This window comes from Kitasatospora sp. NPDC052896 (assembly GCF_044547075.1).
Lineage (GTDB): Bacteria > Actinomycetota > Actinomycetes > Streptomycetales > Streptomycetaceae > Kitasatospora.
This window is the reverse complement of record NZ_JBITZU010000001.1, coordinates 1-24,381: the sequence shown is the minus strand read 5'-3', so window position 1 is coordinate 24,381 and position 24,381 is coordinate 1. Positions and strand designations below refer to the sequence as shown.

Annotated in this window: 20 protein-coding genes; 14 read left to right on the top strand and 6 right to left on the bottom strand. The window is 74.4% G+C overall.

What is annotated here, in order from left to right; genetic code table 11:
• Positions 1-32: 32 nt before the first annotated feature.
• Complete coding sequence (locus ACIGXM_RS00100; RefSeq protein WP_396555178.1) at positions 33-809, bottom strand: TIGR03089 family protein; 777 nt, start codon at positions 807-809, stop codon at positions 33-35.
• A 135-nt stretch (positions 810-944) separates the two neighbouring features.
• On the opposite strand from ACIGXM_RS00100, the gene ACIGXM_RS00095 reads away from it, so the two are divergent.
• Positions 945-2,135 (top strand): N-acetylmuramoyl-L-alanine amidase, encoded by a 1,191-nt coding sequence (locus ACIGXM_RS00095; RefSeq protein ID WP_396555176.1) that lies wholly within the window; start codon positions 945-947, stop codon positions 2,133-2,135.
• Between the two features lie 41 nt (positions 2,136-2,176).
• Complete coding sequence (locus tag ACIGXM_RS00090) at positions 2,177-3,091, top strand: DNA-3-methyladenine glycosylase family protein (RefSeq protein WP_396555174.1); 915 nt, start codon at positions 2,177-2,179, stop codon at positions 3,089-3,091.
• 148 nt (positions 3,092-3,239) lie between these two features.
• Here the strand turns inward: ACIGXM_RS00090 and ACIGXM_RS00085 are convergent, their stop codons facing one another.
• The 3 genes from ACIGXM_RS00085 to ACIGXM_RS00075 are packed head-to-tail and all read right to left on the bottom strand — an operon-like array spanning position 3,240 to position 6,192.
• The gene (locus ACIGXM_RS00085; protein WP_396555172.1) at positions 3,240-4,538 is read right to left on the bottom strand and encodes a coenzyme F420-0:L-glutamate ligase; all 1,299 of its coding nucleotides are present in this window, start codon (positions 4,536-4,538) and stop codon (positions 3,240-3,242) included.
• Positions 4,535-5,494: a 2-phospho-L-lactate transferase gene (cofD, locus tag ACIGXM_RS00080; protein ID WP_396555170.1), complete on the bottom strand. Its 960-nt coding sequence runs from the start codon at positions 5,492-5,494 to the stop codon at positions 4,535-4,537. The genes ACIGXM_RS00085 and cofD overlap by 4 nt, the downstream gene beginning before the upstream one ends.
• Positions 5,495-5,547: 53 nt before the next feature.
• Positions 5,548-6,192 carry a cysteine dioxygenase gene (locus tag ACIGXM_RS00075; RefSeq protein ID WP_396555168.1) on the bottom strand — a complete coding sequence of 215 codons (645 nt, stop codon included), beginning with the start codon at positions 6,190-6,192 and terminating at the stop codon, positions 5,548-5,550.
• 702 nt (positions 6,193-6,894) lie between these two features.
• Here ACIGXM_RS00075 and ACIGXM_RS00070 point away from each other — a divergent pair.
• The 3 genes from ACIGXM_RS00070 to ACIGXM_RS00060 all read left to right on the top strand — a co-directional run bounded on the left by ACIGXM_RS00070 (position 6,895) and on the right by ACIGXM_RS00060 (position 12,903).
• Positions 6,895-7,164 carry a WhiB family transcriptional regulator gene (locus ACIGXM_RS00070; RefSeq protein WP_396555166.1) on the top strand — a complete coding sequence of 90 codons (270 nt, stop codon included), beginning with the start codon at positions 6,895-6,897 and terminating at the stop codon, positions 7,162-7,164.
• A 238-nt stretch (positions 7,165-7,402) separates the two neighbouring features.
• Positions 7,403-11,257: a glycosyltransferase gene (locus ACIGXM_RS00065; RefSeq protein ID WP_396555164.1), complete on the top strand. Its 3,855-nt coding sequence runs from the start codon at positions 7,403-7,405 to the stop codon at positions 11,255-11,257.
• Entirely contained in the window at positions 11,254-12,903 is a 1,650-nt protein-coding gene (locus ACIGXM_RS00060; protein ID WP_396555162.1) for a DUF5719 family protein, read from the top strand. Before ACIGXM_RS00065 ends, ACIGXM_RS00060 begins: the two co-directional genes overlap by 4 nt.
• 40 nt (positions 12,904-12,943) lie before the next feature.
• On the opposite strand, the gene ACIGXM_RS00055 is transcribed toward ACIGXM_RS00060, so the two are convergent.
• Positions 12,944-13,417: a metallopeptidase family protein gene (locus ACIGXM_RS00055; RefSeq protein WP_396555160.1), complete on the bottom strand. Its 474-nt coding sequence runs from the start codon at positions 13,415-13,417 to the stop codon at positions 12,944-12,946.
• A 139-nt stretch (positions 13,418-13,556) separates the two neighbouring features.
• On the opposite strand from ACIGXM_RS00055, the gene ACIGXM_RS00050 reads away from it, so the two are divergent.
• The 8 genes from ACIGXM_RS00050 (at position 13,557) to ACIGXM_RS00015 (ending at position 21,810) form a co-directional block, all read left to right on the top strand.
• A complete protein-coding gene (locus ACIGXM_RS00050; RefSeq protein ID WP_396555158.1) occupies positions 13,557-13,916 on the top strand; it encodes a DUF3499 domain-containing protein in 360 nt (119 codons plus the stop codon).
• Between the two features lie 192 nt (positions 13,917-14,108).
• Positions 14,109-15,494, top strand: a complete 1,386-nt coding sequence (locus ACIGXM_RS00045) for a phosphomannomutase/phosphoglucomutase (RefSeq protein WP_396555156.1) — start codon at positions 14,109-14,111, stop codon at positions 15,492-15,494.
• 146 nt (positions 15,495-15,640) lie between these two features.
• Entirely contained in the window at positions 15,641-15,823 is a 183-nt protein-coding gene (locus ACIGXM_RS00040; RefSeq protein ID WP_396555154.1) for a Trm112 family protein, read from the top strand.
• 35 nt (positions 15,824-15,858) lie between these two features.
• Positions 15,859-17,076: an SIS domain-containing protein gene (locus tag ACIGXM_RS00035; RefSeq protein ID WP_396555152.1), complete on the top strand. Its 1,218-nt coding sequence runs from the start codon at positions 15,859-15,861 to the stop codon at positions 17,074-17,076.
• 93 nt (positions 17,077-17,169) lie between these two features.
• Positions 17,170-18,375, top strand: coding sequence for a mannose-6-phosphate isomerase, class I (manA, locus tag ACIGXM_RS00030; protein ID WP_396555150.1), 1,206 nt, complete (start codon positions 17,170-17,172; stop codon positions 18,373-18,375).
• Positions 18,376-18,385: 10 nt separating this feature from the next.
• Positions 18,386-19,360, top strand: coding sequence for a cation diffusion facilitator family transporter (locus tag ACIGXM_RS00025; RefSeq protein ID WP_396555148.1), 975 nt, complete (start codon positions 18,386-18,388; stop codon positions 19,358-19,360).
• Between the two features lie 296 nt (positions 19,361-19,656).
• On the top strand, positions 19,657-21,105 hold the full coding sequence (gene ahcY, locus ACIGXM_RS00020; protein ID WP_396555146.1) for an adenosylhomocysteinase: 1,449 nt from the start codon (positions 19,657-19,659) through the stop codon (positions 21,103-21,105).
• Between the two features lie 78 nt (positions 21,106-21,183).
• Positions 21,184-21,810, top strand: a complete 627-nt coding sequence (locus tag ACIGXM_RS00015) for a hypothetical protein (protein ID WP_396555144.1) — start codon at positions 21,184-21,186, stop codon at positions 21,808-21,810.
• 4 nt (positions 21,811-21,814) lie between these two features.
• On the opposite strand, the gene ACIGXM_RS00010 is transcribed toward ACIGXM_RS00015, so the two are convergent.
• A complete protein-coding gene (locus ACIGXM_RS00010) occupies positions 21,815-22,714 on the bottom strand; it encodes an RDD family protein (RefSeq protein WP_396555142.1) in 900 nt (299 codons plus the stop codon).
• Positions 22,715-22,940: 226 nt separating this feature from the next.
• Between ACIGXM_RS00010 and ACIGXM_RS00005 the strand changes: the two genes are divergently transcribed.
• Positions 22,941-23,945: a stage II sporulation protein M gene (locus ACIGXM_RS00005; RefSeq protein ID WP_396555140.1), complete on the top strand. Its 1,005-nt coding sequence runs from the start codon at positions 22,941-22,943 to the stop codon at positions 23,943-23,945.
• Positions 23,946-24,381 lie beyond the last annotated feature (436 nt).

The following is a 24,381-nucleotide window of genomic DNA, read 5'->3' as shown; positions in this document are numbered from 1 at the left end:
CCCCGAGGGGACGCCGCCCGTGGGACGGGGGCTCAGCCGAGCCGGACGGTCACCCGCTCCGACTCGATCCGGCTCTGCCACTGATCCTCCGTCAGGTCGGCCGAGTTGCGGCACAGCACCACCGAGGCGCCCGCGGCCAGCGGCGCGAGCAGCCCGGCCTCCAGACCGGACCAGTCCTCGTACGGGAGGGTGCTGAGCACCCGCGAGCCGCGCGACAGCCCGAGTCGGGCCGCCCCCTCGCGCGCCAGCTGCACGGTCTGCTCGCCGGAGAGCTTCAGCGGCAGCCCGTCCACCGAGGTCTCCAGCGCCACGGTCTGCGGGACCACCGGCGAGTACGGCGCGAAGCGGTCGCCCTGGCCGGGCACCTCGGCGGCGTAGTCCAGGAACCCGTCCGGGCGCTGCGGGAACCGGCCGCCGAGCGGGCGCAGCGCCAGCGCCACCCGCTCGCCCTCGCAGTCCTGCGCGGCCTGCAGCCCGTCCGGGCCGCTGACCACCAGGTCGGCTTCGGCCGGCACGCCGCCCGGCACCGCGGTGACGCCGACCGACCAGCAGGCCAGCAGCCAGACGGCGGTCTGCCAGTGGGCCGGCAGCAGCAGCGCGGCGCGGTCCTCGGGGCCGGCGTTGAGTTCGTCCTGCAGCAGGTTGGCGGTCTTGGCGACCCAGTTGTCGAAGGTCCGGACGGAGAGCTCGACTCTCTCCCCGGAGGCGTCGTCGTAGAAGGTGACCAGAGGGCGTGCGGGGTCCTCGTCGAGGGCGGCTCGCAGCAGGTCGGCAGGGGTGCGGGCGTCGGCAGCGAAAGGCGCAGTCATGGTGCACCCCAGCCTAAGGCCTCCCGGCGAGCGGAGGGGAGGTACCCCGTGGCGCGGTGATCTTGTCGATGGCTCGTCAGAAATGGCGTCGAGGGCGGGTGGCGAGCGAGGTGATATGCGCCCATGCTCCCATTTATGCGGATTTCTCTTGCCTCTTTCACCTCCGTCGCCTCCCTGCTCGGCGCCGTCCTGCTGCCCACCACCGCCGCCGCGATACCCGTCGGGACCGGTCCGCGGATACCGCGGGCGGCCGTCGCCCGGAGCACCGCGCTGCCGCTGACGCCGCTCGGTCCGACCGCGCGCGGCGCGGCGCCCGCGCCGTTCGGGCTCCGGGCGCGCGGCACGCCCCGGTACTCGCTGCTCGGGGTGAGCTGGGACGATCCGGCGGCGGTCTGGGACGGCACGGTCCAGGTCCGTACCCACCGGGCGGAGGACGGGGACGGCGGGAGCGGCGGGTGGAGCGGCTGGCGTCCGCTGGCCGTCGAGCCCGAGGACAGAACCGACCCGGGCGGTGCCGAGCCGGCCGACGGCCGGCACCCGCGCGGCGCCACCACCCCGCTCTGGGTCGGCTCCAGCGACGGTGTCGAGGTCCGGGTCGCCGGGCGGGGGCCGCTGCCGACCGGGCTGCGGGTCGACCTGGTGGACCCGGGAGCCGATCCGGCCGGCGGCGGGCCGGCCCGGGACCGGGTGCCGCCCGGCCGCGCTCCGACCTCGTCGCACGCCGCGCCCCGCCCCGCGATCGTGCTGCGCGCGGGCTGGGGCGCCGACGAGACGCTGCGCCAGCCGGGCGTCGACTACACCGACGACGTCCGGGAGGTCTTCGTCCACCACACGGACACCGGCAACGACTACCGCTGCGCCGACTCGCCCAAGGTGATCAGGTCGATCTACCAGTACCACGTGGTCGCCAACGGCTGGCGCGACATCGGCTACAACTTCCTGGTCGACCGCTGCGGCACGGTCTACGAGGGCCGGGCCGGCGGCGTCACGCTCCCGGTGCTCGGCGCGCACACCCTCGGCTTCAACAGCGACTCGGCCGGCGTGGCCGCGCTCGGCAGCTACGACTCCGACGCGCCGTCGCAGCGGCTGCTGGACGGGATCGCCCGGGTCGCGGCCTGGAAGCTGGGCCTGACCGGACAGGACGCCCGGGGCAAGGCCGCGCTGGTCTCCGCCTCCGACCGCAGCCGCTACCCGAAGGGCACCTCGCACACCTTCGCCGCGATCTCCGGCCACCGGGACGCCTTCAGCACCGACTGCCCGGGCGAGGCCCTCTACCGCCGCCTCCCGGACGTCCGCACCGCCGCCGCCCACCTCCAGGGCCGCTAGGTCCCGCCCGGGGCTCCGCCGGGCGGGTGGAGACTGGACGGGTGAACGACGCCCCGGCGGAGCGGGTCTGGCGCCCCGGCCACCCGCTCGACCTGCACCGCACCCTCGCCCCGCTGCGCCGTGGCCCGGGTGATCCGGCCTGCCGGGTCACCGGTGACGGCGCGGTCTGGCGGGCCTCCCGCACACCGGCCGGCCCCGCCACGCTGCGGGTCGCCGCCCGGTCCGGCGAGGTCCACGCGCAGGCCTGGGGGCCGGGCGCCGAGTGGCTGCTCGACCGCCTGCCGGTGCTGCTCGGCGGCACTGACGACCCGTCGGGTCTGGCACTGCCGCCGGGCCGGGTGCGCGAGGCCCAGCGCACCAACCCCGGGCTGCGGCTGTGCCGGACCGGCCTGGTGCTGGAGTCGCTGGTGCCGGCCGTGCTGGAGCAGAAGGTCACCTCGGACGAGGCCTACCGCGCCTGGCGGCTGCTGCTGCACGAGTTCGGCACCCCGGCGCCGGGCCCGGCCGAGGGCATGCGGGTGGCGCCGTCGGCCCGGGAGTGGGCGATGATCCCGTCCTGGGCCTGGCACCGGGCCGGCGTGGATCCCAAGCGCTCGGCCACCGTGGTCCGGGCGGCCCGGCTGGCTCCTCGACTGGAGGAGGCGGCCGGCTTCGACCCGGCCGCCGCGGTGGCCCGGCTGACCGCCGTCCCGGGCGTGGGGGAGTGGACGGCGGCGGAGTGCCTGCAGCGCAGCAACGGCGACCCGGACGCGGTCTCGGTCGGCGACTACCACCTGCCGAACATCGTCGGCTGGGCGCTGGCCGGCCGCCCCCGCTCGGACGACGCCCAACTGCTCGACCTGCTCGCCCCCTACGCCCCGCACCGCCACCGGGTCTGCCGCCTGATCGCCCTCACCGGCCTCCGCCCCCCGCGTTACGGGCCCCGCCTCACCCCGAACGACCACCGCTCCCGCTGACCGGCCGGCCACCGGCTGCGGGTGGGTGACCGTCGCCTCCGCACGAGGTGCGCGGCGACGTCCCGGTGGTCCCGGTACCGCGCGGCGGGCACCGGCGTGAGGCCGACCGCGGCCTCCGATCCGCCGTCACCCGGCCGGCGGACCCCGCTCAGCGCACCGTCACGAACGGGTCGGCCGGCCGGTCGGGCCGGGGCCGGGGGGCCTCGGCGGGGCGGCCGACGGCGATGGCGCCCATCGGGTCCCAGTCGGCGGGTAGGTCGAGGGTCGCGCGGACGGTGTCGCGGCAGAACATGGTGGACGACACCCAGGCCGAGCCGTAGCCCTCGCCGGCCAGGGTGACCAGCAGGTTCTGCACCGCCGCGCCGATCGCCACGGTGAACATCTCGCGCTCGGCGGTGGCCCGCCGGGCGTCCGGGTAGTCGTGCGAGCCGTCCATCACCAGGCAGGGCAGTACCAGGTACGGCGCGTTGCGCAGCACGTCGCCGCGGGCGGTGCGGCGGGCCACCTTGGCCTCGTCCCAGCCGTCCAGTTCGCGCAGGTCGCGCTGCCAGGCGGCGAGCATCGCGTCCAGCAGCTCGGTCCGGGCCCGCGCCGACTCGACCAGCACGAAGCGCCAGGGTGTGGTGTGGTGCGGAGCCGGCGCGGTGACCGCGGCGGCCACCGCCCGCCGGACCGCAGCCGGGTCGACCGGGTCCTCGGTGAACGCGCGGACGGTCCGCCGCAGGGTCACCGCCTCGCGCAGCGCCTCGGAGGTGCCGAGCCGGAACATGTCGTCGGCGGCCCGGCGGATCAGCGGCCCGGTGCCGTCGCCGTCCGCCTCGGTGACCAGCCGGGCCAGGCCGCGCACCACCGCCACCGGGGTCCCGGTCGTCTTCCCCTTGACCAGGTCGCCGGCGGCGGCGAGCTCGTCCGCGGTGGCGGTGACGGTGAGCGTCAGTTCGTTGCCGTGGCTGTCGACCCGCCCGCGGTGGTCGTCCAGCACGGAGAGGCCGGCCGCGCCGATCGCCACGTCGGTCAGGCCGTTGCGCCACGGGCGGCCGAAGGTGTCGGTGATCACCACGGCGACCTGGCGGCCGGTCAGCTCCTGGATCCGGGCCCGCAGCGCGCGGGCCGAGCCGTCCGGGTCGACCGGCAGCAGCAGCACGGTGCCGGCGGCGGTGTTGGAGGCGTCCACGCCGGCGGCGGCCATCACCAGGCCCTGCCGGTTCTCGACGATCCGGGCGCCGCCGCGCCGGGCGACCACCCGGACGGTCTCGGCGTCGATCGCCGCCTCGCGGTCGGCGGCGTGCACCAGCCGGCCCTCCGCCTTGCTGACGATCTTCGAGGTGACCACCAGGATGTCGCCGTCCGTGAGGTCGGCGGCCTTGGCGATCAGCGCGCCCAGGTCGGCGCCGGCCTCGATCTCGGGCAGCCCGGTCACCGGCAGGAGCTCGACCCCGGCGCTCACGCCCGCACCCGCTCGGCCAGCTCCAGCGCGGTCCGCGCCATCGCGGCGGTCGCGGCCGGGTCGCTCATCAGCAGCGGGACCGCCCGGCAGCGGATGCCGGCCGCCTCGACCGCGCCCACCGCGTCCGCGTCCGCCTCGTCCACCAGCCAGCCGTCCAGCAGCTCGGCGCCGTAGTGCAGCGCGACCGCCGAGGCACTCGCCTCGACGCCGACCGCCGCCAGCACCTTGTCCGCCATGCCGCGGACCGGCGCGCCGCCGATGATCGGCGAGAGCCCGACCACCGGCGCCGCCGCGCCGGCCACCGCCGCGCGGATGCCCGGCACGGCCAGGATGCTGCCGATGCTCACCACCGGGTTGGACGGCGGGAAGAGGATCACGTCGGCCGCGGCGATCGCCTCCAGCACGCCGGGCGCGGGCTTGGCGGTGTCGGCTCCGACCGGGATGATCGCCTCCGCGTCGACGGCCGCGTGCAGCTTGACCCAGTACTCCTGGAAGTGCACCGCCCGGGTGCCCGTCCCGTCGGTGATCCGGACGTGCGTCTCCACCCGGTCGTCGCTCATCGGCAGCAGCCGCACGCCGGGCTGCCAGCGGTGGCAGAGCGCCTCGGTCACCGCGCTCAGCGGGTAGCCGGCGCCCAGCATCTGGGTGCGCACGATGTGGGTGGCGAAGTCCCTGTCGCCCAGCCCGAACCAGGACGGCCCGACCCCGTAGGCGGCCAGCTCCTCCTTGACCGCGAAGGTCTCGTCGGCCCGGCCCCAGCCCTGCTCCTCGTGGATGCCGCCGCCGAGGGTGTACATCACGGTGTCCAGGTCGGGGCAGACCTTCAACCCGAACAGGTGAATGTCGTCCCCGGTGTTGCCGATGACGGTGATCTCGTCCCCGGGGGCCACCACGTCCTTGAGGCCGCGCAGGAAGCGCGCCCCGCCGATTCCGCCGGCCAGTGCCACGATACGCATGCGCCCATCCTGCCAGCCGTGGCCGCCCGACCGGGCGTCAGGAGCGGGAGGGCTCAGGACAACCGGGACGCCAGCTCGGCCACCGGTGCGCCGTACTGGTTCATCTCGGTCAGCCCCGGGGTGTAGACGTGGATGCTGACGGCGGGCTCCAACGCGGCGTTGACCACCTCGTGCAGGTAGCCGGCGGAGAAGACCCGGCGGCCGCCCGGGCGCAACGTCCGGGTCCGCTCGACGCGGGCGGCGACACCGGCGACACCGGCGACCTCCGGGTGGCTCGGCGGAACCAACGAGCGCTCCACCAGCTCGCCCTGAACCACCGTCAGCACGCCGGACGAGGCGCCGTGGTCGTGCAGCCCGCTGCTCTGCCCGGGCAGCCAGCTGAGCAGCCAGACCTCGTAGCCGGGGCCGGTCTCCAGGCGGGCGTACCAGCGGGTGAGTGCGTCATAGCGGACCAGCGGCTCCCAGCGGGCGCGGTCGGCGGCGATCTCGCGCACCAGCCGGGCGTAGCCGGCCACGGTGGTCGGGTGGCCGGGCAGGTCGGTGCGGGCCAGGTGCGGGAAGGCGAGCGGGTCGCCGGCGATGCTCACGTCGCTCAGCCCGTCGCTCCACGGACGGGCCGGGACGGGCAGCCGGACGGTGGCGCGGCGGGCGACCTTGTTGCGGTCGCGGTTGCGCTGGCGGGGGCGCGGGCTTCGCATCGGATGGTCCTCGGGTCGGCTGGTCGGGCGAGGGATCAGCCGGATCCGCGGACGGGGAAGGGGTGCGCGGGCGGCCTCGGCGGTCCTGGAGCGGCGCACCGAAGCCGGGGGAGAGAAGAAGGAGGGCCGGCGCGCCTAGCGACAACAGGAACTGAGGCGGCAACACAGAGCGCTCGCGGCGCGACGGAGCAGCACGTGGCGGCTCTGCTGGGCGAGGGACTCTGACATGCCCCCCAGGAGACAGGGCGGAGGGGGCCGATGTCAACTCGCGCTTTCCGACATTCCGGGTAGATCAGGGATGAATCACCGGATCGGGTGATAAGTCACGTGCTGATGTTTGATGCGAAGATCGCCGGGAAGGCCGTCGGATGACCTGGTTCATCCCGTGCTGGAACGGTGCGTCCGCGATTGGCGACGCCTGGCGGCAACCGGATCGGGGTCGGGCACGTCCCCTCTGAACGGGGGATGTGCGACATCTGGACGAACCGTGCCGGACGCGAGCTGCGGAAAGTCCGTTGTGTCCGGATATGTACACTATTTGTGGTGGCTTGGTTCCGGGGAGTGAATTCGCGACCCAATACCAGAGCTCGGCTTGACTGAGCCAGAGTGGCGCACATGTAATTTCAGTCGTGTCGTCAGGCCGATCCAGGTCGTGACGGCCGCACGCACGGGGACGCCAAGAGGGGCAGAGGAGGCGCGCCAATGAGCGAGCTCTTTGAGCTGTTGATCGGTGAGGACAGCGAGGAGGAAGAGGAACTCGGCTGGCAGGAAAGGGCGTTGTGCGCCCAGACCGATCCGGAGTCCTTCTTCCCCGAGAAGGGTGGCTCCACCCGCGAGGCCAAGAAGGTCTGTCTGGCCTGCGAGGTCCGCTCCGAATGCCTTGAGTACGCCCTCGCGAACGACGAGCGATTCGGAATCTGGGGCGGACTCTCCGAGCGCGAACGCCGCCGGCTCAAGAAGAGCGCGGTCTGAGCTCCGCACCCCTCTTTGCAGAATCTCTGCAGTATCCACCGCAGTTGTGCAAGCGCCTCGCCGAGACGGCGGGGCGCTTTTGCTTTTCCGTGCGCCGTCCGCGTCCGGGTACCGCCGTCCCGCCCCGCGGCGGCCGCTTCCCGTCTGCCAGGGGGCCACCGGGTGGGCAACCCTCCCAGCCACAACGGTTAGTGTGGGGCGCCACCTGCCGTCCACCGGAACCGGGTCCGCGCACTCGATGACTGCCTACAGCCACCAGAGCGGCTACTCTGACCAGCCCTCGTCCGCCCAGCTGTCCACGAGCCCCTTCGGCGGCGGGGCCCGCCCGCCCGCCTACCCCCGCCACCTGGTCACCGCCGTCATCGTCAGCCACGACGGCGCCCGCTGGCTGCCGCAGGCGCTGGCCGGGCTGCTCGGCCAGGACCGGCAGGTGCAGCGGATCACGGCAGTGGACACCGGCAGCACCGACGCCTCCCCGCAGCTGCTGAGGGACACCCTCGTCGACTGGCTCCCCTCGACCGGGCCGATCGTGCTCGGCCGGCGGGCCGGCTTCGGCACCGCGGTCGCCGAGGCGGTCGCCGCCGCGCCGCCGCTGCGCACCGAGGACCTCCCCTACCGACTCGACCCCTCCGGCTACGACCCGGTCACCGGTGGCTGGGACGACTTCGGCGACCCGCTCGCCTCCGCCGACGACCTCGTCAGCGGAGGCCCGCGGCAGACCCAGCCGGTCGAGTGGCTCTGGCTGCTGCACGACGACTGCGAGCCGCAGGCCGACGCGCTGCGCCGGCTGCTCCAGGTCGCCGACAGCACCCCGTCCGCCGCCGTGATCGGCCCCAAGCTGCGCAGCTGGTACGACCGCCGGCAGTTGCTGGAGGTCGGCGTCACGATCGCCCGTTCGGGGCGGCGTTGGACCGGCCTGGACCGCCGCGAGCAGGACCAGGGCCAGCACGACCAGGTCCGCCCGGTGCTCTCGGTCTCCACCGCGGGCATGCTGGTCCGCCGCGACGTCTTCGAACAGCTCGGCGGCTTCGACCGCGCGCTGCCTCTGATGCGCGACGACACCGACTTCTGCTGGCGGGTCAACGCGGCCGGCCACCGGGTGGTGGTCGCCCCGGACGCCGTGCTCCGGCACGCCGAGGCCGCCAGCCGCGAGCGCCGCGCGATCGACTGCGGAGCCGCGCACCCGCACCGGGTCGACAAGGCCGGCGCGGTCTACACCCTGCTCGCCAACTCCAAGCGGGCGGTCTTCCCCTACGTCCTGCTCCGACTGGTGCTCGGCACCCTGCTGCGGGTGCTGGCCAACCTGATCGGCAAGGACCCCCGCCAGGCCTTCGACGAGATCGCCGGCCTCGGCCACGAACTCGTCCGGCTGCCAAGGCTGTTGGCGGCCCGTAAGCGTCGCGCCGGGGCCCGTTCGAACGAGGCGCTGGACGACCGGAGCCTTTTCCCCGCGCCCGGCGCCACCGCCCGGCTCACGGTCGAGACCGCGATCGGCTCGCTCGGCATCGGCGGCGGGGACGACGGTGTCGGCCGGCACGGTTCGGCCGAGGCCGGTCCGGGCGACGAGGACAACGAGGTGCTGGAGGTCGAGCAGTTCGCGCTGCTCAGGAAGCTCGCCCGGCGCCCGGCGCCGGTGCTCTTCGTCTCGCTGCTGCTCTTCGCGCTGATCGCCGGGCGCAACCTGCTGGGCAGCGGTTCGCTGCTCGGCGGCGCCCTGCTGCCCGCCTCGGACGGCGCCGGCGGCCTGTGGGACATGTACGCGAGCGGCTGGCACCCGATCGGCACCGGTACCACCGCCACCGCGCCGCCCTACCTCGGGCTGCTGTCGGTGCTCTCCTGGCTGCTGTTCGACCACGCCGACCTGACGGTCACGCTGCTCCTGCTGCTCTCCGTCCCGCTCGCCGCGGTCAGCGCCTACCTGGTCTCCCGTCCGCTGATCGGCTCCCGGCTGGTCCGCGCCTGGGCCAGTGCCACCTACGCGCTGCTGCCCGCGGCCACCGGCGCGATCGCCCAGGGCCGGCTCGGCACCGCGGTGCTCGCCGTGCTGCTGCCGCCGCTGGCCCGGGCCGCCGCGGTCTCGGCCGGCCTGGGCATCCGCCGGGAGACCGCGGCCCGCGGCCTGCGCCCCGGCTGGCGGTCCACCTGGACGACCGTGCTGCTGCTCACCGCGTGCACCGCCTTCGTGCCGCTGGTCTGGGCGGTCGCGGTGCCGCTGACGCTGGCCGCGCTGGTCGCGTCGGTGCTGCGCGGCGGCGCCTACGGCAGCGGGCTCACCGCGCTGCGGCTGCTGGGCACCCGGGTCGCGGTGATCCTCGGCGCGCCGGTCCTGGTGCTGGCGCCCTGGTCGGTACAGGTGCTCACGCACCCGTCGCGGCTGCTGCTGGAGGCCGGTCTGCCGGTCTTCGACGGCCACCGGGCCACCCCGGCCGGCCTGTTGCTGCTCAACCCGGGTGGCGCGGGCGTGCCACCGGTCTGGCTCTCGGCGGGCGTGCTGCTGGCCGCGCTGGCCGCGCTGCTCCGGGCCGACCGGCGGCGCGCGGTGCTGGTCGCCTGGGCGGCGGCCGGGGCCTGCCTGCTCTTCTCGGTCGTGGTGGCCGGCACCGCCGTGACGCCCGCCTCCGGTGGTCTGCCGGTGGCAGCCTGGGCCGGCCCGGCCACCCTGCTCAGCGGCGTCGCGCTGCTGGCCGCCGCGGCGATCGGCGCGGACGGCGCCAACGCCCGGGTCGCCGGCATCGCCTTCGGCTGGCGCCAGCCGGTGGCCGCGCTGCTGCTCGCCGCGGCCGTGCTGGCCCCGGTCGGCACCGCGTTCTGGTGGGCCGTCAGCGGCGCCGACGGCCCGCTGCGCCGGACCTCCGACAGCCAGGTGCCCGCCTTCATCGCCGAGGAGGCCGGCACCAGCGACCGGGCCCGCGCGCTGGTGCTGACCGGGGACGCCAGCGCCACCTCGGTCAGCTTCGCGCTGGCCCGCGGCTCCGGCCTGACCCTCGGCCAGGCCGAGGGCACCGTGGACGACGCCGGCACCACCGGCCCGGCCCTGAACAACCTGGTCGGCAGCCTGCTGGCCGGCTCCGGCGCCGACCAGGCCACCGCGCTGGCCGGCTACGGCGTGCAGTACGTGGTGGTGCACGACCCGCTGATCGCCAAGGTCCAGAACGTGCTGGACACAACGCCCGGCCTGACTCCGATGAGCCAGGACAACGGCACCGCCATCTGGCAGGTCACCGGCGAGCCGGCGGTCCGCGCGGTGATCACCACGCCGGGCGGCGGTCCGCCGGTCCCGGTGCCGGCCGCCACCGTGGACATCGCCACCACCATCCCGGCCGGCCCGGCCGGCCGGGTGCTGCGGCTGGCCGACCAGGCCGACCCGGGCTGGCACGCCACCCTCAACGGTGCCGCGCTCACCCCGGTCACCGTGGACGGCTGGGCCCAGGGCTTCCAGCTGCCGGCCGGCGGCGGCACCCTCTCGGTCACCCGCGACGGCAGCCTGTTGCACACCGGCTGGATCACCCTCCAGGTGCTGCTGGCCGTCACCGTGCTGGTGCTCGCGCTGCCCGGCCGGCGCAACCACAACGACGACGACCTGCCGGAGGAGGCGGTCGCCGCCGCGGCGTCGGCCGCCGCCCCGGCGGAGCCCCCGGCCCCCGGCAGCCGCCGGGCCCGCCGGCTGGCCGAGCGCGGCGAGGGCGAGCCGGAGGGATCCGCCGAGGAGGTCGACCCGGGGGTCTACGGCACCGAGCCGGTCGTCCCCGCGCAGACCACCGAGGATCCGTACCCGGCGACCCCGGAGTACGACCCGTACCAGCAGCCCGCCGACTACCAGCACGCCGACCCGTACGGCTACGACCCGTACGCGGCCCAACAGCCGTACGAGGCCGGCTATCCGCCGCCGCCGCAGTACGTGTCGGACCCGTACCAGGGCTACGGCCCGGACGGCGCCGCCGCCCAGCCCTACCCGGTCGACCAGTACGGCTACGACCCGTACGCCGCCCAGGGCTACCCGGTCGACGGCCAGAGCTGGCAGCAGCCGTACCACCCCGACGACGCCTCCTACGGCGGCGGTCACCCGCACCACGACGGAGCCGACCCGCGATGAAGAAGCCCGCCCTGTCCCGCAAGACCGCGAAGACCACCGCCGCCCCCGCGCGCCTCGGCGCCCCCGGCCGCAGCCGCAACGGCCTGTCGGTGCTGGCCGCCGCCGGGGTGCTGGCCCTGGTGTTCGGTGTCGCCGAGGCCCGCCCGCCCGCGCCGCCGGCGGCGCGCCCCGCCCAGACGGCCGCCGCCGCGCAGGTCGAGCGGACGGCCGCGGTCTGCCCGGCGCCGATCCAGGGGCTGACCGGGAGCACCACGATCACCGCGCTCACCCCGGGCACCGGCGGCTCGGCCGCCGGCGGCAGCGCGACGGTGACCGACGTGAACCCGCCCGCCTCGCCCGCCCCCTCGGGCTCGCCCGCGCCGTCCGGGTCCGCCTCGCCGTCCGCCGCCGCCTCCTCCTCGGCCGCACCGGGCCAGTCGGGCGGCAGCGCCCGGCTCACCCTGGCCAAGCCCGGCGTCCCGGTCAGCGTCCAGGCCGCCTCCGGCGACAGCGCCCCCGGCACCAGCGCGGTCGCCACCGGCGCCTTCGCCCCGGGCTTCACGGTCACCCAGACCACCGCCGCCACCGACCAGACCAACACCGGCCTGTCCGGGGTGACCTGCACCCCCGACGGCACCAGCTTCTGGTTCACCGGTGCGAGCACCTCCGGCAACCGCCACGACTACGTCAGCCTGACCAACGTCGAGTCCAGCTCGGCCGTGGTCGACCTGAAGATCTACGGCGACCAGGGCGAGGTCGACTCCGACACCGCCAGCGGCATCACCGTCGCCCCCGGCAGCTCGCAGCGGATCCTGCTCTCCACCGTCACCAACGGGCAGGTCGACGACCTGGCCGTGCAGGTGCTGGTGCGCAGCGGCCGGGTGGGTGCCGCACTGCACGCCGCGGACGGCTCGGCCGGCGCCGACTGGCTGCCCGCCTCGGTGGACCCGGCACCCAGCCTGGTGATCCCCGGTCTGCCCGCCGACCTCTCCGACGCCCGGCTGATCGTCTTCGCCCCGGGCCAGGACGACGCCGACCTGAAGATCGAGCTCTCCGGCCCGACCGGCTGGTTCGTCCCCGCCGGGCACGAGTCGATCCACGTCAAGGCCGGCATGGTCAACGCCGTCGACCTCGGGACGATCACCCGGGTCGGGCAGAGCAGCAACGGCGTGGTCTCCGCGCTGCGGCTGAGCCCGACCGACCCGGCCAACGCGACCCCGGTGGTGGCCGGACTGCGGATCGACCGCGGCTCGGGCGGCAAGTCGGACTCCACCTGGCTGGCCGGCAGCCAGCCGGTCGGCAAGCGGGCCACCGTCGCCGACGTCCGCGGCGGCGGCGCGTCCACCCTGCTCCTCACCGCGACGGGTGGTGCCGCCAACGTCCGGGTGACCGCCTCGGCGAGCACCGGCGGCGGCACGCCGACCACCCAGACCGTCCAGATCCCGGCCGGCAACACGGTCTCCCTGCCGGCTCCCGAGCCGAGCGGCGGCAACGGCCCCTACGGCGTGACGGTGGAGACGCTCTCCGGCGGGCCGGTGATGGCGGCCAGGATGCTGACGGTGACCACCAACAACATCCCGATGTTCACCATCCAGGCGCTCACCGACGACCACAGCTACGTCCAGGTGCCACAGGCCGACCAGGACCCGGGCGGGCTGGTCCACTGATGCGCGGCCGGGGCGGGCGGGGGACGGCGAGGACTCGGTGTCAGTCCTCGTCGTAGCGCGGGTCGATGGCGTCCGGGGAGAGCCCGAGCAGCTCGGCGACCTGCTCGATCAGTACCTCGTGCACCAGCGCCGCCCGGTCGTCGCGCGACTTGGCCCGGATCTCCACCGGCCGCCGGTAGACCACGATCTGGCTCTTGCGGCCCTGCCGGGCGGGCAGCACCCGGCCCAGCGGCACCCCGCCGCCCGCCGCGAGCTCCGGCTCGCCCGGGCCCTGCTCGGGGACCTCGTCCACCGCGAACTCGACGTCGATCAGTTGCGGCCAGCGCCGCTCCAGGCGCTCCACCGACTCCCGTACGTAGTCGTCGAACAGCTCGGAGCGGCTGAGCGAGATCGGCACCTGCGGCGGCGCCAGCGGGCCGCGCAGGCCGCGGCCGTGCCGGTCACGGCGCCGCGGACCGTGCGGCCGACCGGTGGGCGGCTGCGGTGCGGGCGGTGGCGGTGCGGAGCTGTCCATATCAGGAACGAGCCTAGTCCTTGGAGGCCAGGAAATGGACCACGCCAACGGCAAACCGGCGGCGCTCGCGCGCGACACGAACCAACTCGGCCACCCGGGTCTTAGCCAGCCGGCCGCCGGTGCGGTACCGTCCACCCTCGTGAGCCATGTACGTCGTTGTTCGCGGACCGCGTGCGGCCGACCAGCCGTCGCGACCCTGACGTACGTGTACGCGGACTCCACCGCGGTGCTCGGCCCACTCGCCACCTACGCCGAGCCGCACTGCTACGACCTCTGTGCCGAGCACGCCGAGCGGCTGACCGCCCCGCGCGGCTGGGAGGTGGTCCGGCTGGCCACCGAGGCCGGCCCGCTGCGCCGCAGCAGTGACGACCTGGAGGCGCTGGCCAACGCGGTGCGCGAGGCGGCCCGTCCGCCGGAGCGCGCCCCCCGCCCGGAGGGCGAGCCGAACGAGGCCGGCCGCCGCGGCCACCTGAGAGTGCTGCGCTCGCCGGAGAACTGATCGCCGGAGAACTGATCGCCGGTCCGGAACCCGTCCGCACTTGGTCAACTCGGCGTTCCGGGCGCGCAACCCGTACCCGGTACGCTGCTCCCCTGCCCGGGCGGGGACTCACGGCCCTCTCACCCCGGCGACGTATCGTGACCGTGGGCAGACCAGCCCTTATCCAGACACACAGACCAGGGTGGAGCCGCAGTGCGCGACCTGAAGCAGCTCGTCAAGGCGTACGACGTCCGGGGAGTCGTCCCGGACCAGTGGGACGAGGACCTCTCCCGGGCGTTCGGTGCAGCGTTCGTCCAGGTGACCGGTGCCAAGGCGATCGTGGTCGGGCACGACATGCGGCCCTCCTCCCCGGGCCTGTCGCGCGCCTTCGCCGAGGGCGCGGCGGCTCGTGGCGCGGACGTCACCGAGATCGGCCTCTGCTCCACGGACCAGCTGTACTACGCGAGCGGCAAGCTGGACCTGCCCGGCGCGATGTTCACCGCGAGCCACAACCCGGCCCAGTACAACGGCATCAAGATGTGCCGCGCCGGTGCCGCCCCGGTCGGCGAGAACACCGGCCTGGCCGAGATCCGCGAGCTGGTGCAGAGCTGGATCAACGAGGACGACACCGTGACCGTCCCGACCGTCGAGGTCGAGCCCGGCAAGGTCACCCGGCAGGACACCCTGCGCGGCTACGCCGACCACCTGCTCGGTCTGGTCGACCTGCGCGCCATCCGCCCGCTCAAGGTCGTGGTGGACGCCGGCAACGGCATGGGCGGCCACACCGTCCCGACCGTCTTCGACGGCCTGCCGCTGGACGTCGTCCCGATGTACTTCGAGCTGGACGGCACCTTCCCGAACCACGAGGCCAACCCGCTCGACCCGAAGAACCTGGTCGACCTGCAGGCCAAGGTCAAGGAGGTCGGCGCCGACATCGGCCTGGCCTTCGACGGCGACGCCGACCGCTGCTTCGTGATCGACGAGCGCGGCGAGCCGGTCTCCCCGTCGGCGATCACCGCGCTGGTCGCGGTCCGCGAGATCGCCCGGGCCAAGGCCGCCGGCGAGCACAACCCGACGATCATCCACAACCTGATCACCTCCTGGACCGTCCCCGAGGTGGTCCGCGAGCACGGCGGCGTCCCGGTCCGCACCCGGGTCGGCCACTCCTTCATCAAGCAGGAGATGGCCGAGACCGACGCGGTCTTCGGTGGCGAGCACTCCGCGCACTACTACTTCCGCGACTTCTGGCGGGCCGACACCGGCATGCTGGCCGCGCTGCACGTGCTGGCCGCGCTCGGCGAGCAGGAGGGCACGCTCTCCGCGCTCACCCACGAGTACGACCGTTACGCCGCCTCCGGCGAGATCAACAGCACCGTCGACGACCAGGCCGCCCGTACCGCGGCCGTGCGCGCCGAGTTCGCCTCGCAGGAGGGCGTCACGGTGGACGAGCTGGACGGACTGACCATCGCCGGCGCCGACTGGTGGTTCAACCTGCGCCCGTCCAACACCGAGCCGCTGCTGCGCCTGAACGTCGAGGCCAAGGACCAGAAGAAGATGGCCGAGCTGCGCGACGCGGTGCTCGCCGTGGTCCGCGCCTGACGTCACCGCCAGACGGCCGGGGCCGCCGACGACCGCCCGCTCCTCACCCGCCTGCGGTGAGGAGCGGGCGGTCGGCCGGTAGGGTGGCTACCGGTCGGGACGTGTCGCGTCCCGCCGCCCGTCCGAAGCACTGGAGCAGCCCGCCCATGACCGTCGAACCGTTCCTCCTGGAGATCCTGGTCTGCCCGCAGTGCCGGGCCAAGCTGACCGAGGCCGGCTCCGCCGAGCAGCCCGAGCTGGTCTGCGCCGGCGACGGCTGCGGCCTGGTCTACCCGGTCCGCGACGGCATCCCCGTCCTCCTGGTGGACGAGGCCCGCCGCCCCGCCTGATCCCGTCCGCTTCTGCCAGCCCGGAGGCCGGCCGCATGCTCGACGACAGCCTGCTCGACGACCCGGCCGCCCTGCAGCGCGCCGACCGGGATCACGCCCTGCTCGCCCTGGCCGGTGCCGGGGCCCGGATCCGGACCGCGTTGCGGCAGGTCGAGCCCGGCCTGGCGCAGCTGCGGCCGGACGGCCGCCCGCGGGCCGTCCTGGTGGCCGGTCACGGCGGCGCGCTGACCGCCGCCGCCGCCGCGCTGGCCGCGCTGGCCGGCACGGGCACCCTGGTCCAGCCGGTCGCCCCGCTGGACGTCACCCCCGCCCCGCCGGGCGACCCGTTCAGTGCCGGGCTGACCTGGCAACTTCCCGGCTGGGCAGGCCCGTTGGACCTGCTGGTGATCGCTTCCGCGGCGGGCACCGAGGCCGGTCTGATCACCCTCGCCGAGCAGGCCTACGCCCGTGGCTGCGCGATCACCGTGATCGCCCCCGAGGGCCGCCCGCTGGCCCAGGCCGCCCTTCAGGTGCGCGCCCTGCCGCTGTCGTTCGTGTCGGCGACCACCGAGGAACCGGCGGCGGAGACCGCCGAGCGCGACCTGCCGGCCGAGGACCCGGCCGCGCTCTGGGCCTTCCTCACCCCGCTGCTCGCGCTCGCCGACCGGCTCGGCGTGCTGGAGCAGGGCGCCGCCGACCTGGCCGCCACTGCCGACCTGCTGGACGAGCTGGCCGTCCGCTACCGGCCGGACGCCGCCGCCTACCTCAACCAGGCCAAGGGCCTGGCCGCCCAGCTCTCCGGCACCGTCCCGCTGATCTGGAGCGAGGGTCCGGTCGCCGCGGCGGCGGCCGAGCGCTTCGCCGAACAGCTCGCCGACCGGGCCGGCCGGCCCGCCGTCACCGGACGGCTGCCGCAGGTGCTCGGCGCGCACCGCGGCATGTTCACCGGGCAGCTCGGCACCGGCGCCGACCCGGAGGACTTCTTCCGCGACCGGGTCGAGGAGCCGGACCCGCTGATGCTGCAGGTGTTGCTGCTGCGGCACACCCCGCAGGAGCCCGCGGCGGTGGAGGAGGTCCCGCCGGAGGCCGTCCCGGAGCCGGCGCCGGCCGGCCACGCGGTGCGCCGCGCCCAGCGGCTGGCGGCCGACCACGAGGTCCGGCTCACCGAGTTCGCCGGTCTGCGCCCCCAGCCGCTGGCGGCCTTCGCCGAGCTGGTGGCACTCACCGACTTCGCCGCGGTCTATCTGGGACTGGCGGGTGGGGCGGGCCGTTGAGCCCAGGTCGGTTAGGGTCTGAGGGCCCGAACCGGGAGAAAAGCAGCAGAACGGCAGCGAAGCCGCCTCGACGCAAGGAGCAGGGCCCCGCCCATGGACCGCCTCGTCAACACCGTCCGCCCCTACGCCTGGGGCTCGACCACCGCGATCCCGACCCTGCTCGGCGTACGGCCCACCGGCGAGCCGCAGGCCGAGCTCTGGCTCGGTGCCCACCCCGGCGAGCCGTCCCGGGTGGACCGCGGCGAGGGCCCGCGCTCGCTGGCCGAGGTGATCGCCGCCGACCCGGTCGGCGAGCTGGGCGCCGAGGCGGTGGAGAAGTTCGGTCCGACCCTGCCGTTCCTGCTCAAGGTGCTGGCCGCGGAGATCCCGCTCTCCCTCCAGGTGCACCCGGACCTGGCCCAGGCCAAGGCCGGCTTCGCCGCCGAGGAGGCCACCGGGGTGCCGGTCGAGGCCGGCCACCGCAACTACAAGGACGCCAACCACAAGCCCGAACTCATCTGCGCGCTGGACGAGTTCGAAGGCCTGTGCGGCTTCCGCGACCCGCTGGCGACGGCCGACCTGATGGAGCAGCTGGCCGTCCCCGGGCTGGCCCCGCTGATCGACCTGCTGCGCACCAAGCCCGCCGAGCAGGCGCTGCGCGAGGCGGTGGCGACCGTGCTCTCCACCGACCCGGCGGTGGTCGCCGTCACCGTCAAGGAGGTGGCCCTGGCGCTGGACCGGGTGCTCGTCGAGCAGCCCGGCTCGCCCTGGGCGCCCGCCTGGTCCGGCTACGCGTACGCCGCCAAGCACTTCCCGGCCGACGCCGGCGTGCTGGCCGCGCTGCTGCTCAACCACGTCCGGCTGCAGCCCGGCGAGGCGCTCTACCTGGGTGCGGGCATCCCGCACGCCTACCTCAAGGGCACCGGCGTGGAGATCATGGCCAACTCCGACAACGTGCTGCGCTGCGGTCTCACCCCGAAGCACGTGGACGTGCCCGAGCTGCTCCGGGTGGTCCGCTTCGAGGCGGGCGAGGCCGGCGTGCGCGGCCCGGTCGCGGGGGAGGACGGCGAGGAGCTGTTCGCCGTCCCGATCGACGAGTTCCGGCTCTCCCGCTACCGGCTGACCGCCGACGGCCCGCAGCGCGCGGTGTCCGGTCGGGCGGCCCAGGTCCTGCTCTGCACCGAGGGCTCGGTGCGGCTGACCGGCGCCGGTGAGACGCTGACGCTGGAGCGCGGCCAGTCCGCCTACCTGCCGGCGAGCGGGCGGGACACCCTGCTGAGCGGCGCGGGCGTGCTGTTCCGCGCCACCGTCACGCTCTGAGCGAGTCGCGGTGAGCACCGAGGGCGGCACCCGGGCTCTGGTCGCCGCGTTGAGCGCCAACCTGGCGATCGCGCTGGGCAAGTTCACCGCGTTCGCCTTCACCGGGTCGTCCTCGATGCTCGCCGAGGGGGTGCACTCGGTCGCCGACTCGGGCAACCAGGTGCTGCTGCTGATCGGCGGCCGGCGGGCGGCCCGGGTGGCGGACGAGGAGCACCCCTTCGGCTACGGCCGGGAGCGGTACGTCTACGGCTTCCTGGTCGCCATCGTGCTGTTCAGCGTCGGCGGGCTGTTCGCCGTCTACGAGGGCTACCAGAAGATCCGGCACCCGCACGAGCTGCGCGGCTGGGCCTGGGCGGTCGGCGTGCTGGTCTTCGCCATCGTGATGGAGGGCCTCTCGTTCCGGACCGCCTACCGCGAGGCGGGCCGGGCCAAGGGCACGGCCGGCTGGGTCGCGTACGTCCGCCGGGCCAAGGCACCGGAGCTGCCGGTGGTGCTGCTGGAGGACACCGGCGCGCTGATCGGGTTGGTGCTGGCGCTGACCGGCGTCGGGCTGACCGTGCTCACCGGCGACGGCGTCTGGGACGGCCTGGGCACGCTGACGATCGGCCTGCTGCTGGTGCTGATCGCGGTGGTGCTGGCGCTGGAGACCAAGTCGCTCCTGATCGGGGAGTCCGCCGACCGGTCGGTGGTGGCGGCGGTCCGGGCGGCGCTGGTGGACGGTCGCTCGCTCACCCGGGTGATCCACCTGCGCACCCTGCACCTCGGGCCGGAGGAGCTGCTGGTCGCGGCCAAGGTCGGGGTCCGGGCGGAGGCCACCGCCACCCAGCTGGCCGTGGCGATCGACGCGGCGGAGGCCCGGGTGCGGGCGGCCGTGCCGATCGCCCGGGCGATCTACCTGGAGCCCGACGTCTTCTCGGCCGAGCAGGCGGCGGCCGGCCCGGACCCGGCGGCCACCCCGGGCGGCCCGGGCCCGGCCGGGCACTGAGCCGGCCCCTCCGCGCGGCCGGATCCCGCCGTACCCGCCCATCGCCGCGGGCCCTCGGTGTAGATTCGTCCCTGAGCCGAACGTCGCTGCTGATGGCGGTCGATCGAGTGCGCGCGGTCCGCCGCCCGCCCGGTCGAGGGAGAGAGGTCCTCCGACGGATGGTGCTGGAGCGCGGCGTCCCTGCGTCGTCGCGGGCGGTGGTCGCACCGCCCGTTCGCCGTACCCGAGTAGCGGGCGCGTTCCGCGGCACCCACGGGACCTCGGTCCATCCGTTCCGCGCAGCTAGGAGCTGACGTATGTCATCCAACCCTTCCGGTGACTTCAAGGTCGCCGACCTTTCCCTGGCCCCCTTCGGCCGCAAGGAGATCGAGCTCGCCGAGCACGAGATGCCCGGCCTGATGTCGATCCGCGAGGAGTACGCGGCGGCGCAGCCGCTGGCGGGGGCCCGGATCACCGGCTCGCTGCACATGACCGTGCAGACCGCGGTGCTGATCGAGACCCTGGTCGCGCTGGGCGCCGAGGTCCGTTGGTGCTCGTGCAACATCTTCTCCACCCAGGACCACGCGGCCGCCGCCATCGCGGTCGGCCCGGAGGGCACCCCGGAGAACCCGCGGGGCATCCCGGTCTTCGCCTGGAAGGGCGAGACGCTGGAGGAGTACTGGTGGTGCACCGAGCAGGCGCTGACCTGGCCGGAAGGCCAGACGCCGAACATGATCCTGGACGACGGCGGTGACGCCACGCTGCTGATCCACAAGGGCGTGGAGTTCGAGAAGGCCGGCGAGGCGCCGGACCCGTCCACCGCGGACAACGACGAGTACCGGATCATCCTCGAGCTGCTCAACCGCACGCTGGCGGAGTCCCCGGCCAAGTGGACCGAGGTCGCGGCGACCATCAAGGGCGTGACCGAGGAGACCACCACCGGTGTCCACCGGCTGTACGAGATGCACCGGGACGGCAAGCTGCTCTTCCCGGCGATCAACGTCAACGACTCTGTGACCAAGTCGAAGTTCGACAACAAGTACGGCTGCCGGCACTCGCTGATCGACGGCATCAACCGGGCCACCGACGTGCTGATCGGCGGCAAGGTCGCGGTCGTCTGCGGCTACGGCGACGTGGGCAAGGGCTGCGCGGAGTCGCTGCGCGGCCAGGGTGCCCGGGTGATCATCACCGAGATCGACCCGATCTGCGCGCTGCAGGCGGCGATGGACGGCTACCAGGTCACCACGCTGGACGAGGTCGTCTCGATCGCCGACATCTTCGTCACCACCACCGGCAACAAGGACATCATCCTCGCCTCGCACATGGCGAAGATGAAGCACCAGGCGATCGTCGGCAACATCGGCCACTTCGACAACGAGATCGACATCGCCGGTCTGGCGAAGCTCGAGGGCATCGTGAAGACCGAGGTCAAGCCGCAGGTCCACGAGTGGCGCTTCCCCGACGGCCACACGATCATCATGCTGTCCGAGGGCCGGCTGCTGAACCTCGGCAACGCCACCGGGCACCCGTCGTTCGTGATGTCCAACTCCTTCGCGAACCAGACGATCGCGCAGATCGAGCTGTTCACCAAGACCGAGCAGTACCCGATCGGCGTGTACGTGCTGCCCAAGCACCTGGACGAGAAGGTCGCCCGCCTCCACCTGGACGCGCTGGGCGTCAAGCTCACCGTGCTGACCCAGGAGCAGGCCGACTACATCGGCGTCCCGGTCGAGGGCCCGTACAAGGCCGAGCAGTACCGGTACTGATCGCCCGTTGTCGGCCCGGCGGCCGGTGTCCCCTCGGGGGGCGCCGGCCGCCGCGCCGTTGCCCGTAGGCTTCGGTCCATGCCCAACGGCCGGTACTCGCTGTACGACCCGCACGACCGCACCCCGCTCGGGGAGGAGCGGTTCAGCTGTGCGCCCGGGCCGGCCGGGTGGCGCTACGTGTCGAAGACCTACGCCTCGGGCGGCGCGGTGCTGGGCACGGTCGACCTCACCCTGGACTCGCGCAGCCGGCCGCTGCGGATGGAGCTGCGGGCCGGCGGCTGGCAGGTGCGCGGCGGGGCGGTGGACGGGGTGGCCTGGGTCCGCACCGACCCGGCCGACCCGACGGGCGACTCGGCGAGCGAGGGGCACGACCGGGCGCACGGCTTCGCGGGGGACTCGCCGGCCTTCCTGATCGCCACCGCGCGGCTGCTGCGGCTGGCGGAGGGGGCGTCGGCCCGGGTCCGGCTGGTCGCGTTCAGCGGGGCGGCGCTGGCCCCGCGCACCTGCGACCAGGGCTGGCGGCTGGTGGAGGTGGCGAGCCACCCGACCGAGACCGGGCCGCTGGTGGTCGAGCGGTACCAGGTGGCCGACCTGGAGACCGGCGAGCAGCGGGAGGTCCACCTGGCCGGCGACGTGGTGCTGGCGGCGCCGGGCGTCGAGCTGGAGGAGCTGGATTCACCGCCGAACCCGTGGACGCCCGGCTGAGCGCTCACCCCGGGAGGGCGAAGCCCCCGTCGGTGCTCCCGAGGACGGGCTTCGGCGCGGAGGCCGGCGCCGGTGTCACCGGCTGCGGCGCGGGCACGGCCACCGGCGCCGGCCCGAACGCCCCGAGCGGCGGCGGCACCACGGCCGGCGCGTTCGCCCGGGCCCACTCGCGGCGCTGCCGCTCGGTCAGCACCGCACCCAGGTAGAGCGCCGGGTGCAGGCCGGGCGGCACCTCCCAGCGGATCCGCTGCGCCAGGTCACCGGCCAGCCGCCCGGCCATTCGCAGCGCCACCTCGCCGTCCAACTGCTCCGAGCGGGAGAGCAGTTGGCGCACCGCCAGCCACAGGCCCGGAGGTACCGCGGACAGGTCCAGCCGGACCAGCTCCGAGCCCAGCGCCTGCATCACCGGTGGCGGCGGAAGCACCGGTCGGCCCCGGTCGGCCGCCGGTACCCGCTCCCGGACCACCAGCGTCCCCGCGAAGACGTCGCCGAGCCGGCGGCCCTCGCTGGATATCAGCGAGGTGATCACCGCCGGAATCCCGGTCAGCATGACGATCTCGAAGACGCCGACCAGGCCGCGCACCAGCGCGTGCCGGAAGCGCACCGGGCCGCCGTCGGTCCGCACCACCCGTAGGCCGAGTGCCAGCTTGCCCAGTGAGCGCCCGCGGGAGAGCGTCTCCACCAGCACCGGCAGGGCGACCAGGAAGAAGACCAGCATCCCGACCATCAGCGCGGCCGCGGCGGCGCCGTCGAGGTCGGGGAGCACCGCGAGCAGCGCGAAGACGCAGAGGAAGTACGCCAGGAACTGCACCGCCAGGTCCAGCAGCACCGCGAGGGCCCTGCTCGGCAGCTTCGCCGCCCGCAGGTCGAGGACGACGGCCTCGCCCGTCACCAGGTCGCTCACTGAGGCACCCGTCCGTTCCCGTCCGAGGAGGAGACGCGGTCCACCCGCCCGCCCCCTGGTTCTTCCGATATTCCACGGTCAACATACGGGCCGCTCGCCGAGGGCGGAAAGCCCGCACCTGGGAAAGCGCCCGCGGTCGGTCCGTGCCGATCACCGCTCTGGCAAGCTGTGCCCCGGGCCGCCGGCCCGCCCGCCTATCCGCCCGCCTGCCCGCTGGGAGAGCCGCATGGACCCGGACAATCTCGTCGCCGCCCACCAGGCGGAGTGGGCGCGGCTGGAGGTGCTCTGCAAGCGGCGCCGGCTGACCGGCGAGGAGGCGGACGAGCTGGTGGCGCTCTACCAGCGGGCCACCGGCCACCTCGCCCGGGTCCAGGCGACCGCCCCCGACCCCGCGCTGGTCGCCCGGCTGACCACCCTGGTCGCCCGGGCCCGCGACGCGGTGACCGGCAGCCGATCGGCCGGCTGGCGGGACGTCGCCCGCTACTTCACGGTGAGCTTCCCCGCCGCGCTGTACCGCTCGCGCCGCTGGTGGCTCTCGATCGCGCTGGTCTCGCTGCTCGCCGCGGCGCTGGTCGCCTGGTGGGTGGCGACCCACCCGGAGGTGCGGGACAGCCTGGCCACCCCGGCCGAGCTGCGCGAGATGACCCGGCCCGGCGGTGAGTACGAGGCGTACTACTCGGATCGGCCGGCCGCCTCCTTCGCCGCGCAGGTGTGGACGAACAACGCCTGGATCGCGGCCCAGTGCCTGGTGTTCGGAGTCTTCCTGGGCCTGCCGGTGCTCTGGGTGCTGCTCCAGAACGTCCTGAACCTCGGGGTCGGCCTGGGGCTGATGGCTTCGGCCGGCCGGCTGGACCTCTTCCTCGGCCTGCTGCTGCCGCACGGCCTGCTGGAACTCACCGCGGTCTTCGTGGCCGGCGGCATGGGCCTGCGGCTGGGCTGGACGGTGATCGACCCAGGGCCGCGAAAGCGCGGCGCGGCGTTGGCCGAGGAGGGCCGGGCGACCATCGGGATGGCCCTCGGACTGGCCGCGGTGCTGCTGGTCAGCGGCATCCTGGAAGCCTTCGTCACGCCCTCCGGGCTGCCGACCTGGGCCCGGATCGGCATCGGCGGGACCGCGGAGACGCTGTTCCTGCTCTACGCGCTGGTCCTCGGCCGCCGCGCCGCCGCCGTCGGTGAGGTCGGCGACGTCGAGGCGGCCGACCGCGCAGACCTCCAGCCCGTGGCGGCCTGACCCCTTCTGACCTGCTAGTCTTCTCTTCGGTCGCCGGAGCCGTTGACACGGATCCCGGAGGCCAGTAGATTCGAACGGTTGGGACGGACTGGACACCAGTCGAAGCCAGCAGTAGGGTCTACTACACGACAGGTCGAGGCGGATGCGTCCAGCAGGATGCGGGCCCGGCAAGTCGAACCGGAAATCGAACCTCCGAAACCATTTGATAGGCTTCGCGGGTTGGTGAACGGAATCCCTCCAGCGGGAATCAGGAAGAAAAACACTGGTCAAACAGTGCGGATCGGATCTGATAAGCTGGAGACACGAAAGAACGAAACGCCCGGAGGGCCTGCGAGAGCGGTCTGAAGGAAGTGTCCGTTCCTTGAGAACTCAACAGCGTGCCAAAAGTCAACGCCAGATATGTTGACATCCCCGGCCTGGACCGTCTGGTTCGGGT